General features: G+C 45.2%; 19 protein-coding genes. 13 read left to right on the top strand and 6 right to left on the bottom strand.

Going from position 1 to position 15,269, the window contains the following annotated elements; genetic code table 11:
- The first annotated feature begins 17 nt into the window (after positions 1–17).
- The 5 genes from ICE93_RS08535 to mnmH are packed head-to-tail and all read left to right on the top strand — an operon-like array spanning position 18 to position 2,825.
- Entirely contained in the window at positions 18–455 is a 438-nt protein-coding gene (locus ICE93_RS08535; RefSeq protein WP_216187314.1) for a YeeE/YedE family protein, read from the top strand.
- Between the two features lies 1 nt (position 456).
- Positions 457–900: a YeeE/YedE family protein gene (locus ICE93_RS08530; RefSeq protein WP_216187312.1), complete on the top strand. Its 444-nt coding sequence runs from the start codon at positions 457–459 to the stop codon at positions 898–900.
- A 55-nt stretch (positions 901–955) separates the two neighbouring features.
- A complete protein-coding gene (locus tag ICE93_RS08525) occupies positions 956–1,300 on the top strand; it encodes a TIGR01244 family sulfur transferase (protein WP_216187310.1) in 345 nt (114 codons plus the stop codon).
- Between the two features lie 22 nt (positions 1,301–1,322).
- Positions 1,323–1,742 carry a thioesterase family protein gene (locus ICE93_RS08520; RefSeq protein ID WP_216187309.1) on the top strand — a complete coding sequence of 140 codons (420 nt, stop codon included), beginning with the start codon at positions 1,323–1,325 and terminating at the stop codon, positions 1,740–1,742.
- A 6-nt stretch (positions 1,743–1,748) separates the two neighbouring features.
- Complete coding sequence (gene mnmH / locus ICE93_RS08515; RefSeq protein WP_216187307.1) at positions 1,749–2,825, top strand: tRNA 2-selenouridine(34) synthase MnmH; 1,077 nt, start codon at positions 1,749–1,751, stop codon at positions 2,823–2,825.
- Here the strand turns inward: mnmH and trxC are convergent.
- Positions 2,822–3,367 carry a thioredoxin TrxC gene (trxC, locus tag ICE93_RS08510; protein WP_216187305.1) on the bottom strand — a complete coding sequence of 182 codons (546 nt, stop codon included), beginning with the start codon at positions 3,365–3,367 and terminating at the stop codon, positions 2,822–2,824. The genes mnmH and trxC overlap by 4 nt on opposite strands.
- Between trxC and ICE93_RS08505 the strand changes: the two genes are divergently transcribed.
- From ICE93_RS08505 to ICE93_RS08495, 3 genes are all read left to right on the top strand, one after another.
- Positions 3,353–3,733 (top strand): rhodanese-like domain-containing protein, encoded by a 381-nt coding sequence (locus ICE93_RS08505; protein ID WP_216187303.1) that lies wholly within the window; start codon positions 3,353–3,355, stop codon positions 3,731–3,733. The two genes, trxC and ICE93_RS08505, sit on opposite strands and share 15 nt — an antisense overlap.
- Positions 3,734–3,760: 27 nt before the next feature.
- Complete coding sequence (locus ICE93_RS08500) at positions 3,761–4,213, top strand: OsmC family protein (RefSeq protein WP_216187301.1); 453 nt, start codon at positions 3,761–3,763, stop codon at positions 4,211–4,213.
- A gap of 74 nt (positions 4,214–4,287) precedes the next feature.
- On the top strand, positions 4,288–4,422 hold the full coding sequence (locus ICE93_RS08495; RefSeq protein WP_216187299.1) for a DUF3149 domain-containing protein: 135 nt from the start codon (positions 4,288–4,290) through the stop codon (positions 4,420–4,422).
- Positions 4,423–4,484: 62 nt separating this feature from the next.
- Here the strand turns inward: ICE93_RS08495 and ICE93_RS08490 are convergent, their stop codons facing one another.
- The gene (locus ICE93_RS08490; RefSeq protein WP_216187297.1) at positions 4,485–5,663 is read right to left on the bottom strand and encodes an acyl-CoA dehydrogenase; all 1,179 of its coding nucleotides are present in this window, start codon (positions 5,661–5,663) and stop codon (positions 4,485–4,487) included.
- A gap of 103 nt (positions 5,664–5,766) precedes the next feature.
- Here ICE93_RS08490 and ICE93_RS08485 point away from each other — a divergent pair, with 103 nt between their 5' ends.
- Both ICE93_RS08485 and ICE93_RS08480 read left to right on the top strand, forming a co-directional pair.
- The gene (locus ICE93_RS08485) at positions 5,767–6,477 is read left to right on the top strand and encodes a queuosine precursor transporter (protein WP_216187295.1); all 711 of its coding nucleotides are present in this window, start codon (positions 5,767–5,769) and stop codon (positions 6,475–6,477) included.
- Between the two features lie 104 nt (positions 6,478–6,581).
- On the top strand, positions 6,582–8,189 hold the full coding sequence (locus ICE93_RS08480; RefSeq protein WP_216187294.1) for an ABC-F family ATPase: 1,608 nt from the start codon (positions 6,582–6,584) through the stop codon (positions 8,187–8,189).
- A 40-nt stretch (positions 8,190–8,229) separates the two neighbouring features.
- Here the strand turns inward: ICE93_RS08480 and ICE93_RS08475 are convergent, their stop codons facing one another.
- The 4 genes from ICE93_RS08475 to ICE93_RS08460 form a co-directional block, all read right to left on the bottom strand.
- Complete coding sequence (locus tag ICE93_RS08475) at positions 8,230–8,499, bottom strand: DUF1289 domain-containing protein (protein WP_216187292.1); 270 nt, start codon at positions 8,497–8,499, stop codon at positions 8,230–8,232.
- Positions 8,496–9,668: a GNAT family N-acetyltransferase gene (locus ICE93_RS08470; RefSeq protein WP_216187290.1), complete on the bottom strand. Its 1,173-nt coding sequence runs from the start codon at positions 9,666–9,668 to the stop codon at positions 8,496–8,498. Before ICE93_RS08470 ends, ICE93_RS08475 begins: the two co-directional genes overlap by 4 nt.
- A 2-nt stretch (positions 9,669–9,670) precedes the next feature.
- Complete coding sequence (gene gloA, locus ICE93_RS08465) at positions 9,671–10,057, bottom strand: lactoylglutathione lyase (protein WP_216187288.1); 387 nt, start codon at positions 10,055–10,057, stop codon at positions 9,671–9,673.
- A 74-nt stretch (positions 10,058–10,131) separates the two neighbouring features.
- A complete protein-coding gene (locus ICE93_RS08460) occupies positions 10,132–11,802 on the bottom strand; it encodes an electron transfer flavoprotein-ubiquinone oxidoreductase (protein ID WP_216187286.1) in 1,671 nt (556 codons plus the stop codon).
- Between the two features lie 158 nt (positions 11,803–11,960).
- Between ICE93_RS08460 and ICE93_RS08455 the strand changes: the two genes are divergently transcribed.
- The 3 genes from ICE93_RS08455 to ICE93_RS11500 all read left to right on the top strand — a co-directional run bounded on the left by ICE93_RS08455 (position 11,961) and on the right by ICE93_RS11500 (position 15,260).
- Positions 11,961–12,662, top strand: a complete 702-nt coding sequence (locus tag ICE93_RS08455; RefSeq protein WP_216187284.1) for a CoA transferase subunit A — start codon at positions 11,961–11,963, stop codon at positions 12,660–12,662.
- A gap of 42 nt (positions 12,663–12,704) precedes the next feature.
- Positions 12,705–13,355, top strand: a complete 651-nt coding sequence (locus ICE93_RS08450; protein ID WP_068321494.1) for a CoA transferase subunit B — start codon at positions 12,705–12,707, stop codon at positions 13,353–13,355.
- Between the two features lie 81 nt (positions 13,356–13,436).
- Complete coding sequence (locus tag ICE93_RS11500; protein WP_216187282.1) at positions 13,437–15,260, top strand: alpha/beta fold hydrolase; 1,824 nt, start codon at positions 13,437–13,439, stop codon at positions 15,258–15,260.
- The last annotated feature ends 9 nt before the right edge of the window (positions 15,261–15,269 follow it).

Here is a 15,269-nt window from a genome sequence, read left to right as displayed (position 1 = left end):
TTAATTACGGCTAAATAATGCAAATTGATTGGATGTCTTTTACCCCCATTCCTTCCTTATTAGGTGGGATGATTCTGGGAGTTGCTGCGGCCCTTTATGTTTTATTGCATGGTCGCATTTTGGGTATTAGCGGAATTGTTTCTGGCTTGCTGCATCCTAAATTGACTGATTCAGCATGGCGTGTTGCTTTGATTTTGGGTTTAATCACCGCACCTTTTATGGCGGCGTTATTTTTTGGCATGTTTCCAGTGGTAGAAATTGAAGCGGATTGGATTGCTGTTGTGATTGCCGGGCTTTTGGTTGGCTTTGGCGCTCAATATGGCTCAGGTTGCACTAGCGGTCATGGTATTTGCGGTCTTTCACGCTTATCACCACGCTCATTAGTTGCAACACTCTCATTTATGGGTGCAGGCTTTATTACTGTTTACATACTGCGTCACTTGATTGGAGTTTGAGATGAGAAAACATTTCAACCTTCTTGGGCAATATGCCATTGGCGTACTTTTTGGCTGGGGTTTGATTATCTCTGGCATGAGTAATCCACAAAAGATCTTGGGATTTTTGGATTTAGCTGGCAACTGGGACCCTTCATTAATGTTTGTCATGATGGGTGCCGTGATTGTGGGCCTGGCGGGGTTCTATGTTGTTAGTAAGAGAACTGAAGCTTTCTTTGGTGGGGCGCTACATATTCCTACACGTAGAGACATTACCAAGCCGCTGATTATTGGAAGCTTGATTTTTGGGGCTGGCTGGGGAATCGCTGGCTTTTGTCCTGGTCCGGCATTGGTTGCTCTGGGCGCTGGCCACCTGAAGGCTTTGGTATTTGTGCTTGCCATGCTTGCAGGTATGGAGATTTGCGAACGATTTTTTACTGCTCACAAGGGCAAGCCAAGCCCCTGAGCAAACCCTGATTTAAAATCAACCCTGTTCATATTTATTCGATATAGAGGGTTTCATGAGTCTTCCAATTTCTTGCCATACTGCTCAGTTTGGTACTCTCGGTCAGATCGACCCAAGCCATCTGGCTGAAATCGCTAAACAAGGCTATAAGAGCGTAATTAATAATCGTCCAGATGGTGAGGGTGGTCCCGATCAACCAACCAATGCATCCATTCAGGCTGAAGCAGAGAAGCTGGGTTTGAACTACGTTTACTTACCGGTGGTTCCGGGTGCATTTACTCCAGCGCAAGTTCAAGAAATGGCGCGCCTTTTAAAAACATTGCCAGGGCCCGTTCTCGCATTTTGTCGCTCTGGCGCACGCTCAACGAATTTGTACCAACTTGCTTTGCAGCTCGGATAATTTACTGAGTATTCGCTGAACCATGCGTATCAATATTCCCGAAGAACGAAAATTAGTGCATGTGATGATCATGCCTATTCGTTGGGGTGATATGGATGCGTATGGTCATGTAAACAATACTGTTTACTTTCGCTATATGGAGCAGGCTCGTTGTGAGTGGATAACCGCTATGGGTTACGAGGTTGCCCCTGGTCGCGAATCTATGTTGATGCTCAATGGCTTCTGCAATTTTTATCAACAACTCTCCTTTCCAGGTGAGTTGATATTAAAGACCTCCATTGGTGCTATTGGCAGAACCAGTTTGGATGTCTATACCAGCATGGCTTTAACTACCTCGCCCGAAGTCGAGGCGGCTATTGGTGGGGCGACCATGGTGTGGGTAGATCTCACTACTAATAAATCAGCGCCTTGGCCTGAGCATATTTTGCAAAAGTTGCGCTAGTTCATTGTGCAACCCAGCAATCCTCACATCTTAAGAATTGATCAATTTCTATCTGAGTTAGATCAGTTTGATCTCATTATTGATGTTAGGTCACCTGCCGAGTTTGCTTTGGATCATATTCCTGGTGCGGTCAACTACCCAGTTCTTGATAATGAAGAGCGTGCCAAAATAGGAACACTCTACAAACAAGAGTCTCCATTTGCAGCCAAAAAACTGGGTGCAGCCCTAGTCTCTAAAAATATTGCCACTCATCTTGAAAATCACTTTCTGGAATTACCCCGTGAATGGCGGCCATTAATTTACTGCTGGCGTGGTGGTGAGCGAAGTGGCGCCTTTACTCACATTCTCAATCGGATTGGTTGGAAAGCTAAACAACTAGAAGGTGGTTATCAAAGTTTTCGTCGTACCGTGATTAATGGTCTAGACCAGGTAGCTACTCAATTTTCATTTCAGGTTATTTGTGGAATGACGGGCAGCGGTAAAACGCGAGTACTCCAGGAGATTTGCGCTCTGGGTGCGCAGATCCTTGATTTGGAGGGTTTAGCAGTCCACCGTGGTTCGGTGCTTGGTAATGAGCCTAATGAAGACCAGCCATCGCAAAAAGGTTTTGAGACTGCATTGTGGAATGCCCTGCGTTCGCTTGATCCTTCTAGGCCAGTATTCGTGGAGTCCGAGAGCAAGAAGGTAGGGGGCTTACACGTACCCGACGCCTTGATGGAAAAAATTCGTAATGGTGCCTGTATTGAGCTGAGATCGAGCACACAAACACGAGTGTCCTGGTTAATTCGTGAGTACCATCACTTCTTAACCGATACCGATAATTTCAAGCGCAAGTTGGCGTTGCTAACGGCTCATTATGGAAAAGTGCAGATTGCTAAATGGAATGAAGCAATCGATGCGGGTAATTTTCCGGAGCTGGTTGAAGAGTTGTTGGTAAAGCACTACGACCCTTCCTATCAATCATCCATTGTGCGTAACTTTCCTCAATACAAAGTGGAGAATTTCGTGCAACTAAAAAACGATAGTGACGATGCTTTTAAGTTATCGGCCAAAGAGATTCTTGCCAATAGCAGTGGATACTAATTTGCTAGATCTCTCACAAACTGTTCGAGCTGAGCTGGCGGCAACGCTCCACTGATACGCTTTAACTCAAGCCCATTTTTGAAGCCTGATAAGGTGGGTATTGATCGGATTGAAAACTCCTGCCCAATACCTGGGTTTGCTTCAGTATCCAATTTAATATGCAGAACCTGCTCACCATGTTTTGCAGCGCTGGCCTGAAAGATTGGAGCAAACATTTTGCAAGGTCCACACCATGGCGCCCAAAAGTCCACAATTACAGGTAGCTTACTTTGGCTTAGTATCTCTTTAAAGCTTGCCTGATCGGCATCGATGGGCCCCAATAACAAGCTGGCCTTACACACCCCACATATTGGTTTTTGGTTAACTCGTTCAAGGGGCAAGCGGTTGAACTTGTTGCAGCTTGGGCATTTAATCAACATATGTACTGAATTCCTTAAAGCATTTATATTATGCACAAAATTTGACTTTTTCTTTATAACATTATATAATAAAATATAATGATAGTACATTGTTTGAGGAGAATGTGAATGAAAACTGCTCATGAATTAGTTGCAATAGCTAAAGCATCAATTAATGAGGTTGCCTTAGTAGACGCAACTCGCGCCATTCAGGATGCGGACTTACTATTAGATGTTCGCGAGGCAGATGAATATACAAGTGGACACATTCCTGGGGCAATCCATATACCTCGTGGTCTTCTAGAATTTAAATTAAGTAACGATCCCAATTTAAGTTCCCGGGGTCTCAAAATAGTGTTGTATTGCAAAAATAGCGGTAGAGCAGCTTTGGCATCACAGTCGCTACATGAGATGGGCTATGTGCATATTCAATCTATTGCTGGTGGGTTTGATGCGTGGGCTCAGGCAGGCAACCCCATTGCCAAGCCAGAGCCAATCATATTTGATTAGGCGAACCGGCAAATAAAGGAGTTAATCATGGGTGGAAATCCAGCAGTAAGGCTGAAACAGCAGACTGACTATCGGTTTGCCATTTATTACAACGAGGACAAGTCTCCGATCATGGGGGATGAGCCACCACCCTTGGGTAAATCAGAGGGTGCAACTCCTTCGCAATTATTAATTGCAGCAGTGGCTAATTGCTTATCAGACTCATTACTATTTGCTTTAAGAAAATTTAAACAAAATCCTGAGCCCATAGAGACTTTGGCTACTTGTGAAATTGGACGCAATGAACAGAATCGTTTGCGGATATTGGCTATTCGGGTAGAGATTCATATTGGCGTGCTAGGCGATACACTTGAAAATCTTGATAGGGTTTTGGCTCAATTTCAGGAATTTTGTACTGTTTCATCAAGTGTTAGCGTAGGCATTCCGGTTAATGTGTTTGTGCTTGATAGTTCAAAAAAACAGCTCTATCCAGCAAGCTAATCGGTGTTTTTTTGATGTTAATCAAATAATCATTTTTTAAATACCCTATAGTGAACTTACTGGAGGGAAGAAAAATGAAAATGCTATTTGAGTTATTTGGATCGTTTGCGGGTCAATTAAGTTTGGCAGTGATTCTTTTTATGATAGGTATGGTCATTTTCTTTGCCCGTTTATTTATTAAAAAGAGTGCTGAGGGCGGCGAACAGTAATTGCCCACAAAAAAGCCCTTGAGTTTATTCAAGGGCTTTTGTACTAACTGGCTATGTTTTGTTTAGCTAAATGCCTGGATCCCTGTTTGCGCACGACCCAGAATGAGGGCGTGAATATCATGAGTACCTTCGTAGGTGTTGACCACTTCCAAGTTCATCATGTGACGCACAACGCCATACTCGTCAGAAATACCGTTACCACCATGCATGTCACGCGCCATCCGTGCAATTTCTAGAGACTTGCCGCAAGAGTTGCGCTTCATGATGGAGGTAATTTCTGGAGCGGCGATACCTTCATCTTTCATGCGACCCAGGCGCAAGCAACCTTGAAGTCCTAAAGTAACTTCAGTTTGCATGTCAGCCAACTTCTTTTGAATCAACTGATTTGCAGCAAGAGGCTTGCCAAACTGCTTGCGGTCCATAGTGTATTGGCGAGCCGCATACCAGCACCACTCGGCTGCGCCAAGAGCACCCCAAGCAATGCCATAGCGTGCTGAGTTCAGGCAAGTGAATGGGCCTTTAAGGCCTTCAATTTCTGGGAATTCATTTTCTGCTGGAACGAATACTTCGTCCATGACGATTTCACCGGTGATGGAAGCACGTAGCCCCATCTTGCCGCTGATTTTCGGTGCGCTTAAGCCCTTCATGCCTTTTTCAAGGATGTAACCACGAATGATGCCTTCATCATTTTTCGCCCAGACCACAAATACATCTGCAATTGGGGAATTGGAGATCCACATCTTGGATCCAGCCAAAGAAAATCCGCCAGGAACTTTCTTAGCGCGAGTAATCATGCCGCCCGCATCAGAGCCATAGTTAGGCTCCGTTAAGCCAAAGCAACCAATCCATTCGCCGCTTGCTAATTTAGGAAGATATTTTTGCTTCTGTGCTTCGCTACCAAATTCATTGATGGGAACCATCACTAAAGATGACTGCACACTCATCATGGAGCGATAACCAGAATCCACACGTTCGATTTCACGGGCGATTAAACCGTAAGAGACATAGTTTAGATTTGCTCCACCGTACTGCTCAGGGATAGTGATTCCTAAAAGACCAAGTTCACCCATTTCGCGGAAGATGGCGGGGTCAGTAGTTTCATTGCGATAGGCGTCATGAATGCGCGGCATTAATCGGCCCTGAGCATATTCAGCGGCAGCATCGCGAACCATGCGCTCTTCTTCAGACAGCTGGGTATCAAGAAGTAGGGGATCTGCCCAGTTAAAATTTACTTTACTCATTACCTTGTCATCCTCTATGCGGTGTTGTAGTTACTTTTAGCCTGCGCCCTGCGAATTTTCGGGAATGCAGATATTCTGTTCCTATTATCCATTTTCTGGACTTATGAACTCGCCTAGACGTCACCATCGCTATTACGACCTTATTCTGACTGCCTTCGTGGTGGTTTTATTGTGTTCGAACTTTATTGGTGCTGGTAAGGCGGCTGTTATTGATCTTCCCTATTTTGGGAGTGTGCCATTTGGCGGGGGAATTCTATTTTTCCCGATAGCCTATTTCTTTGGTGACATCCTCACGGAAGTCTATGGCTATGCATATGATCGTAGAGCTGTTTGGGCTGGGTTTGGTGCTCTCGCTTTTGCCGCAATAATGGCGCAGATTGTGATTGCTTTACCGGTTGCTCCTGGCGACTATATGGCTAATTATCAGCATGGACTAGAAACAGTTTTTGGAAACTCTTGGCGTATTGCCTTAGCCTCCATGTTTTCTTTCTGGTGCGGCAGTTTAGTTAACAGTTATGTGCTGGCAAAGATGAAGATCTGGACCCAGGGTCGTTTTTTATGGATGCGTACGATCGGTTCCACGGCGGTGGGTGAGATGGTCGACTCCTCCTTTTTCTATATGTTGGCGTTTTATGGCATTTGGCCAACCCATGAAATTATTCAGGTGGCCTTGGCGCAGTACGTTCTCAAGACCTCCTGGGAGGTCTTGGCAACCCCATTAACTTACTTGGTCATGAACTACCTCAAACGTAAAGAAAACGAGGATTTCTACGATATTCATACGAATTTCACGCCATTTAGGGTCAAAGTCTAAGTAAGGCCAGACTTCCTGCCAACAAAGACCCCTAAGCCGTTAAAATAACGGTCTTTGCCTCAGTCTGGGGTAACTATTGAATTTCAGAAAGTTAGAAAACATCCGTGCTGTCAGCATCTAATATCACTATGCAGTTTGGGGCAAAGCCCCTGTTTGAAAACATTTCCGTGAAGTTTGGCGGCGGCAATCGTTATGGCCTCATTGGCGCTAATGGTTGCGGTAAATCAACCTTTATGAAAATTTTAGGTGGCGAGCTTGAGCCAACTAGCGGTAACGTGAGCTTAGACCCAGGTATTCGTTTGGGTAAATTGCGTCAAGATCAATTTGCATACGAAGATGTACGCGTTCTTGACGTAGTGATGATGGGGCATGAAGAGATGTGGAAGGCTGCGGCAGAGCGCGACGCGATCTACGCTAACCCCGATGCTTCTGATGAAGATTACATGAAGGCTGCTGAGCTTGAAGGCAAGTATGCTGAGTATGGTGGTTATACGGCTGAAGCAAAAGCAGGGGAGTTGTTATTAGGCATTGGTATTCCTATTGAACAGCACAACGGTCCGATGAGTAACGTGGCTCCCGGTTGGAAATTGCGTGTATTGCTAGCGCAAGCATTATTCTCTGATCCAGATGTATTGCTGCTGGACGAACCAACCAATAACTTGGATATTCATTCCATTCATTGGCTTGAAGATATCCTCAATCAAATTAAGAGCACCATCGTCATCATTTCCCATGATCGTCACTTTCTCAATGAAGTCTGTACGCATATGGCCGATATGGACTATGGAACCTTGAAGGTCTACCCAGGAAATTATGATTCCTATATGCTGGCATCAGTGCAGGCGCGGACACAGCAACTGAGTAATAACGCAAAAGCCAAAGAGAAAATTGCTGAACTGCAGGCGTTCGTGGCACGATTCTCTGCAAATGCTTCAAAGGCAAAACAAGCTACCTCACGCCAGCGCCAACTTGAAAAGATTGAAGTTGTTGAGGTTAAGCCATCATCACGTCAAAACCCATTTATTCGTTTTGAATACGAGAAGAAGTTGCACAACATGGCGGTGGAGTGCAATGCTTTAACAAAAGCCTATGATCGCGTGATATTCAAGAACTTTAAACTGGGTGTGCGTGCAGGCGAGAAGATTGCCATCATTGGACAGAATGGTGCCGGCAAGACAACTCTACTTAAGGCTATTTTGAGTAAACGTTTTGAAGGCATTGCTGTAGATAGCGGTGATGTGAAGTGGGCTGAAAATGCTAACGTTGGCGTGATGCCTCAAGATAATACCGAGTTGTTCGCAAAAGACGAATTGCTCATGGACTGGATGAATAACTGGCGCAATACAGGTGACGACGATCAAGTGATTCGCGGTACCTTGGGTCGTCTCTTATTCTCGGGTGACGATATTGGCAAGTCAGTTAAGGTTCTTTCCGGTGGTGAGAAAGGCAGAATGATTTGGGGTAAGTTGATGCTCCAAAAATACAACGTTCTAGCAATGGATGAACCAACCAATCACATGGACATGGAATCTATTGAGAGCTTACAAATAGCACTCGAGAAATATGATGGCACTTTGATATTTGTTTCTCACGACCGTGAGTTTGTATCTGCATTGGCTAACCGCATCCTAGAGGTGAAGATGGATGGCACAGTGGTAGATTACTCTGGAACCTACGAGGAGTATCTGCGTAGCCAAGCCTTGGAAGGCTAGGGCAAATCCTCAGCAGTTGAAAAACGCTATAAATAAGCCCTTAAGCGGGCTTATTTTCTTTGATCTGTCGTTGAAAGCGGGTTGCTGTACCTTGTTCGCGGATACGCTTCCAAACTGCATCTTTTTCTTCTTGAGAAAAGAATACCCAATTACTTACTTCTCCAAGTGTGCGACCGCAGCCCTGGCAGATTTCATCGTAAAGAGTGGTGCACACACCAATGCAAGGGGAGTCGGACTCATTGTCCCCGGTGGATAGGGAATGAGAGCCATCTTGCGACGCTGATTTGGTATCGTTGCTTCCGGAATTCATGGCTGTACTTTAGACGATTTCAAAGGACTGTGCTCGGCTAGCTCATCAACATAAGCCCCAATCCCTTGGTGCTCACGATCTAAGAAGTGTTGCACTGCTTTTGCAAAACGTGGGTCAGCAATAAAATGGGCTGACTGAATCGTGGTTGGTAAGAAGCCACGCGCCATCTTGTGCTCACCTTGGGCGCCACCTTCAAAGGTCTGTATCTTATGTGAAATGCAGTATTCAATGGCTTGGTAATAGGCGGTTTCAAAGTGCAAGCAAGGAATGCGTTCAATCGCACCCCAATATCTACCATAAGCCTTGGAGGTTTTAGGGTCAATCACTAGTAATGATGCAGCAATAGGATTACCTGCGCGTTCAGCAATAATTAAATGAAGGTTCTCAGGCATTCGTTGTGCCCATAACTTAAAGAATGCCCCGTTCAGATATGGATTGGAGCGATGCTCTAAGTATGTATTTTCATAGCAGCGATAGAAAAATTCCCAATCGGCATCCGTTGAGGATTTTCCTGGTACGTGTCTAAAGCCAATAGACTCTCTAGCCACATGCTCGCGTTCACGCCGAATATTTTTGCGGCGCTTCATTGTGAGGGCTGCTAAAAATTGATCAAAGCTTTCAAAGCCCTGGTTGTGCCAATGAAATTGCACAGAGTCACGTAGCATGAAACCTTGCTCTTGAAAGCTTTTGGATTCTGAGGCGAAAGGAAATAAAACATGCGCTGAAGATAGATTGTTTTGAACAACTAAAGTTTTTAAGCCTTCAATTAAATGCTGCCTAACTATGTTGGTATCAACGTGACTGGCGCTCAGCACGCGCGAACCTTGAACAGGGGTAAAGGGGATGGCACAAAGTGCTTTTGGAAAGTACTGCATGCCTTGTTGCTCATATGCCTGCGCCCATGACCAATCAAACACAAATTCGCCATACGAATGTTGCTTTAAATACAGAGGCATTGCGCCTATCAACTGTTCTTGATCTTTTAGGAGTAGGTGCGCAACTTGCCAGCCAGTATCGCCTCCAACACAACCCGTCTCTTCTAGTCCGCTGAGAAATTCATGATGCAGAAAGGGTCCTGCATCAGCTGGGAGGAGGGTATTCCAATCTTGGCATGGGATGTCGCTTAAGCGATCGAGTATTCCTAATTGATAAGAATCGGGCTGGGCCACGATTAACGCTGAATCAGCTCTATTTTGTAGCCATCAGGATCGGTCACAAATGCAATGATGGTGTCGCCGCCAGCTACTGGTCCAGCTTCACGAGTGACATTGCCGCCAGCCGCTTTTATCTTGGCGCACGCAGCATACGCATCTGGAACGCCAATAGCGATGTGACCATAAGCTGTTCCCATTTCATAGCTAGTAACCCCATGGTTATAGGTCAGCTCAATTTCAGCCTGTCCATCTGCATTACCTTTGCCGTATCCCACAAAAGCGAGGGAGTATTTTTGCTCAGGACGCTCAGTGGTACGCAGTAAATTCATACCCAGTACTTTGGTGTAGAAATCAATGGAGCGATTTAAATCGCCAACGCGCAGCATGGTGTGTAGGATCATCATGAGCTAAATATAACGCTATTTATTAAATTGTGTGTTGAATCAAAAACCCCGGCAGGTAACCGGGGTTGTGCTTATTACATGGATGCGTAGTTCGGACCACCACCACCTTCTGGCGTAATCCAGATAATGTTTTGGGTCGGATCCTTAATGTCACACGTCTTGCAATGTACGCAGTTTTGCGAATTGATTTGTAAACGTGGCTTGCCGTCAGTTTCTATATACTCATATACGCCAGCAGGGCAGTAACGTTGCTCTGGTCCTGCATAAGTTTTGAGATTGATATCCACAGGTACGGAATCATTCTTCAAAGTTAAGTGAATAGGTTGATTCTCGGCATGATTCGTATTGGAAATAAATACGGATGAGAGGCGATCAAAAGTAATTTTCCCATCTGGTTTTGGATAATCAATTGGCTTATGCTGTGCTGCAGGCTCTAGGCATTCATGATCGGCATGTTTTAAATGGATAGTCCAAGGCATATTACCGCCCAGTAACTTTTGCTCTAAACCAACCATTAGGGTGCCCAGATAGAGGCCTTTTGACATCCATGGCTTGAAGTTGCGTGCTTGATTAAGTTCTGTGTGTAACCAACTATTTTGGAATGCAGTTGGGTAGGCTGATAAAACATCTTCAGACCGGTTTTCATTAATTGCTGCGACAGCCGCTTCTGCAGCCAGCATACCTGTTTTAATTGCGGCATGGCTGCCTTTGATGCGTGAGGCATTTAAATAACCAGCATCACAACCAATCAGCGCGCCACCCGGGAAGGCAGTTTTTGGCAGGCTGTTTAAACCACCAGCAGTTAACGCACGTGCACCATAAGCAATACGCTTGCCTCCTTCAAAAGTCTCTCGAATCTTTGGATGCAATTTATAGCGTTGGAATTCTTCAAAAGGAGAGAGGTAAGGGTTCTTATAGGAGAGCCCAACAACTAAGCCAACTGCAACCTTGTTGTCACCTAGGTGATAGAGGAATGAGCCGCCATAGGTATCGCTCTCCAATGGCCAGCCTGCCGTATGCACAACCAGCCCTGGCTTACTCTTGGAGGGCTCTACTTCCCAGAGCTCCTTGATGCCAATACCGTAGCTTTGTTGATCAGCATCTTTATCTAATGCAAATTTAGAGATGAGCTGTTTGCCAAGATGGCCGCGTGAACCTTCAGCAAAGAGGGTGTATTTGCCGCGTAATTCCATGCCAAGTTGAAATTGATCGGTCGGGTTACCTTCTTTATCTAAACCCATTGAACCAGTAATCACCCCGCACACTGCGCCTTGATCGTTATACAGAATTTCTGCTGCAGGAAAGCCTGGAAAAATTTCAACGCCAAGATTTTCTGCTTGCTGACCTAGCCACCGAGTCACGTTTGCAAGGCTAACAATATAGTTGCCTTCATTTTTAAAGCAGCGAGGTAACATCCAATTCGGAACTTGATAGGAGTTATCGCTTGTTAAGAATAAAAATTGATCTTGAGTAACTTCTGTTTCCAATGGTGCGCCCAATGCTTTCCAATCTGGAAATAACTCAGTAAGCGCCTTTGGATCCATTACCGCACCGGAAAGAATGTGCGCGCCGATTTCAGAACCCTTTTCCAGGACGCAAACGCTGATCTCTTTGCCGGAAGCATTGGCCAGTTGCTTGGCTTTAATGGCGGCCGATAACCCCGCAGGCCCACCTCCAACGATGACTAAGTCATAGTTCATGGAGTCTCTGGGACCAAATTGCTCTACCAGTTCAGCAGCATTCATTCAATTTCTCCGAAATTTCTAAAAAATAGGGCTTTTCAGCCCTAATATTTTAGTTCCAACTGACAAAAACCGATTTTGTGCCAAGACCGTCCAGATCAGCGGGCTTGAGGCGTTATGATTGCTTTTTTACCCATTTTGGCAATATTAGGACAAAAGTTATGAATAAAACTTACCCATCGGCAGTTGATGCCTTACGGGATATCTTAAAAGACGGACAAAAATTAGCTGTTGGTGGCTTTGGTCTTTGTGGCATTCCTGAAGCTTTGATCCAGGCAGTGAAGGATTTGGGCGCTCAAAACTTAACTGCTATTGCAAATAATGCTGGTGTTGATGGTTTTGGATTGGGCTTGTTGCTGAACTCACGCCAAGTCAAAAAAATGGTTGCTTCATACGTAGGCGAAAACAAAGAATTTGAGCGTCAGTACTTAGCCGGTGAGTTGGAGTTGGAATTTACGCCACAAGGAACCTTGGCTGAAAAATTACGCGCTGGTGGTTGCGGCATTCCTGCCTTTTATACAAAGACGGGTGTTGGCACTTTAGTGGCCGAAGGTAAAGAGGAAAAGGAATTCGATGGTGAGAGATACATCATGGAGCGCTCAATTGTTTCTGATATCTCTTTGGTGAAAGCTTGGAAAGCAGATAAGTCAGGTAACTTGGTCTATCGCTATACAGCACGTAACTTTAATCCAGTAGTAGCCATGGCTGGCAAGATCACTGTGGCTGAAGTAGAGGAGATTGTCGAGAACGGTCAACTTCACCCTGATGAGATTCATACACCTGGTATTTATGTACACCGCTTGGTGCTTCATACAACGCCAGAGAAGCGTATTGAGCAGCGCACACTGACTGCAAAAGCGTAGTTTCACGAATAGCAATAGAACAGAATATTTAGGAAGATCGATATGCCTTGGACAAGAGATGAGATGGCAGCACGTGCTGCTAAAGAATTAAAAGACGGTTACTACGTGAACTTAGGCATAGGTATGCCTACATTGGTTGCGAACCATGTACCAAAGGATATGGAAGTATGGCTCCAGTCGGAGAATGGCTTATTGGGTATTGGCCCATTTCCAACCGAAGAAACGATTGATGCCGACCTGATCAATGCAGGCAAGCAAACGATTACTACTTTACCTGGTTCATCCATTTTTTCTTCTGCAGATTCTTTTGGAATGATTCGTGGCGGCAAAATTAATATTGCGATTTTGGGTGCAATGCAAGTGAGCGAACACGGCGATTTGGCCAACTGGATGATTCCGGGAAAAATGGTCAAAGGCATGGGCGGCGCAATGGACTTAGTAGCAGGTGTAAAACATGTTGTTGTGCTGATGGAGCACGTCGCCAAGAAAAAAGATGGCACGGAAGAGCTCAAAATTTTGCCTAAGTGCACATTGCCTTTAACGGGTGTTGGCGTTATTAGTCAAATCATCACGGATCTTTGTGTCCTTGACATCACCCCTAAGGGCTTAAAGCTAACTGAGCTGGCTCCTGGTGTAACCAAAGAAGAGGTCATTGCCAAGACAGGTGCCCCTGTCGATACAACGGGTTTCTGAGCAATTTATCCAGATGAATGAAATAATGGAATCACTATGTCGGGATTCCATTTTTCTCATTCAAAGCCCTCGACGCCAAAGATGAACTCTGGCATGGATCCCGCACTCCACGCCCACAAAAAGGGCGATGCAAAGCACACCCATAGCAAGCAAGTCTCCAATCAAAATTTACTGTTAATTGCCCTAGTACTTACTTTAGGCTTTTCTGGTATCGAAGGAGCAGCAGCATACTTTGCAAATTCATTGGCATTGATTTCCGATGCGGGGCATATGGTGACTGATGCGGCAGCACTCGGATTGGCTTTGTTGGCACAAATTATTTCCCGCCGTCCACCGTCTCCAAAACATTCGTTTGGCTTTGGAAGGGCGGAAGCCCTAGCTGCATTTGTTAATAGTATTGTGATGCTGGCCTTAGTCGTATGGATTATGGTTGAGGCAATTAGTCGATTCTACGAGCCGCATAAGGTAGATGGTCTTACCGTAACAGTTGTTGCCGCTGTTGGTTTATTGATGAATATCGTGGTTGCATGGGTGCTATCGCGCGATAAGAAGAGTGTGAATACTCGCGCAGCCTTAGTTCATGTAATGGGTGATTTGCTCGGATCTATCGCGGCACTGATTGCTGGTGTAGTTATCCAATTAACCGGCTGGATGCCAATCGATGCCATTCTTTCCATTTTGGTATCGCTCTTGATTCTGAAATCCACCATCTCCATCCTTCATGAGTCATATCACTTCCTCATGGAGGGAGTGCCGCTCCATATCGATTATTTGCAGGTAGGCGCTGATTTAAGAAAAGTGCCGGGCGTACTTGCAGTGCATGATTTACATGTATGGGAGATGACCCCTAGCTTCCCGGCATTGATTGGCCATATTGAAATTGCCGATATTCAAGAATGGCCTCAGATCATGGCCAGAATTAATGAAATGCTTTTAGATAAGCACGGTATTGATCATGTGACCTTGCAGCCTGAAGTGATTGGTGAGGACCACGACCATGATCACGTAAGCCATGAAATTCACAATGAGACTCAGGCTTCCAACGTGTTCCATGATGGCGAAACGTTTTATGTAGATTGCACTAGTGGTGATGAAAAGCACCGCATGGCATATCACGCATGGGGCAATCCAAGCAATCCAGTGTTGATGTGTGTTCATGGCCTCACACGACGGGGCAGTGACTTTAAGACCCTGGCATTAGCGATGTGCAAAGACTATTACGTTGTCTGCCCAGATATTGTTGGCAGGGGTGATTCAGATCGACTTAGTAATCCTATGCTTTACGCCGTGCCACAATACGTTTCAGATATCGCTACGTTGGTTAAAAAGCTTGGTGTTTCACAAGTCGACTGGTTTGGCACATCCATGGGAGGTCTCATTGGAATGGTTTACGCAGCAATGCCAAATTCGCCAATACGCCGCATGTTGATTAATGATGTAGGTCCTCGAATTGAGCCTGAGGCTATAAAACGCTTGGGTTCTTATGTAGGCCAGCCATTTGCGTTTGCCAATCGCGAAGATGCTCTTACTCGCTTGAATGAAATCTGTGCCAGTTTTGGCGAACATACTCCGCAAGAGTGGGAAATCTATAACGGCCCTATGTTGATTCAGAAGGAGGGCAAATGGATCATGCATTACGACCCGAATATCTCAGTACCTTTTGCGTCAGTTAATCCAATCATAGCCAAGGCAGGCGAAATGGCAATGTGGCATGCCTTCAAGCAAATTCATATTCCGATGTTGATTGTGCGCGGTGGCAATTCTGATTTGTTATCTGCAGCAACGGTAGTAGAAATGTGCAAAGTAAATTCTTATGCGCGCAGCATTGAGATTCCAAATGTAGGCCATGCTCCTGCATTTGTAAAGCCTGAACAAATTGCGTTGGCAAAAGAATTCTTTAGTTAATTCCTTATT

Origin of the sequence: Polynucleobacter sp. MWH-HuK1 (genome assembly GCF_018881815.1) — a bacterium.
Taxonomy (GTDB): Bacteria; Pseudomonadota; Gammaproteobacteria; order Burkholderiales; family Burkholderiaceae; genus Polynucleobacter.
This window is presented reverse-complemented; position numbering and strand designations above follow the sequence as displayed.

Coding starts and splice junctions, on each gene's coding strand:
- ICE93_RS08530 (WP_216187312.1), top strand. CDS start 457: ATGAGAAAACATTTCAACCTTCTTGGGCAATATGCCATTGGCGTACTT.
- ICE93_RS08485 (WP_216187295.1), top strand. CDS start 5,767: ATGAACTCGCCTAGACGTCACCATCGCTATTACGACCTTATTCTGACT.
- ICE93_RS08520 (WP_216187309.1), top strand. CDS start 1,323: ATGCGTATCAATATTCCCGAAGAACGAAAATTAGTGCATGTGATGATC.
- ICE93_RS08495 (WP_216187299.1), top strand. CDS start 4,288: ATGAAAATGCTATTTGAGTTATTTGGATCGTTTGCGGGTCAATTAAGT.
- trxC (WP_216187305.1), bottom strand. CDS start 3,367: ATGAGCAGTTTTCATTCACATTCTCCTCAAACAATGTACTATCATTAT.
- ICE93_RS11500 (WP_216187282.1), top strand. CDS start 13,437: ATGAACTCTGGCATGGATCCCGCACTCCACGCCCACAAAAAGGGCGAT.
- gloA (WP_216187288.1), bottom strand. CDS start 10,057: ATGATGATCCTACACACCATGCTGCGCGTTGGCGATTTAAATCGCTCC.
- ICE93_RS08505 (WP_216187303.1), top strand. CDS start 3,353: ATGAAAACTGCTCATGAATTAGTTGCAATAGCTAAAGCATCAATTAAT.
- ICE93_RS08500 (WP_216187301.1), top strand. CDS start 3,761: ATGGGTGGAAATCCAGCAGTAAGGCTGAAACAGCAGACTGACTATCGG.
- ICE93_RS08475 (WP_216187292.1), bottom strand. CDS start 8,499: ATGAATTCCGGAAGCAACGATACCAAATCAGCGTCGCAAGATGGCTCT.
- ICE93_RS08460 (WP_216187286.1), bottom strand. CDS start 11,802: ATGAATGCTGCTGAACTGGTAGAGCAATTTGGTCCCAGAGACTCCATG.
- ICE93_RS08490 (WP_216187297.1), bottom strand. CDS start 5,663: ATGAGTAAAGTAAATTTTAACTGGGCAGATCCCCTACTTCTTGATACC.
- ICE93_RS08450 (WP_068321494.1), top strand. CDS start 12,705: ATGCCTTGGACAAGAGATGAGATGGCAGCACGTGCTGCTAAAGAATTA.
- ICE93_RS08525 (WP_216187310.1), top strand. CDS start 956: ATGAGTCTTCCAATTTCTTGCCATACTGCTCAGTTTGGTACTCTCGGT.
- ICE93_RS08455 (WP_216187284.1), top strand. CDS start 11,961: ATGAATAAAACTTACCCATCGGCAGTTGATGCCTTACGGGATATCTTA.
- ICE93_RS08535 (WP_216187314.1), top strand. CDS start 18: ATGCAAATTGATTGGATGTCTTTTACCCCCATTCCTTCCTTATTAGGT.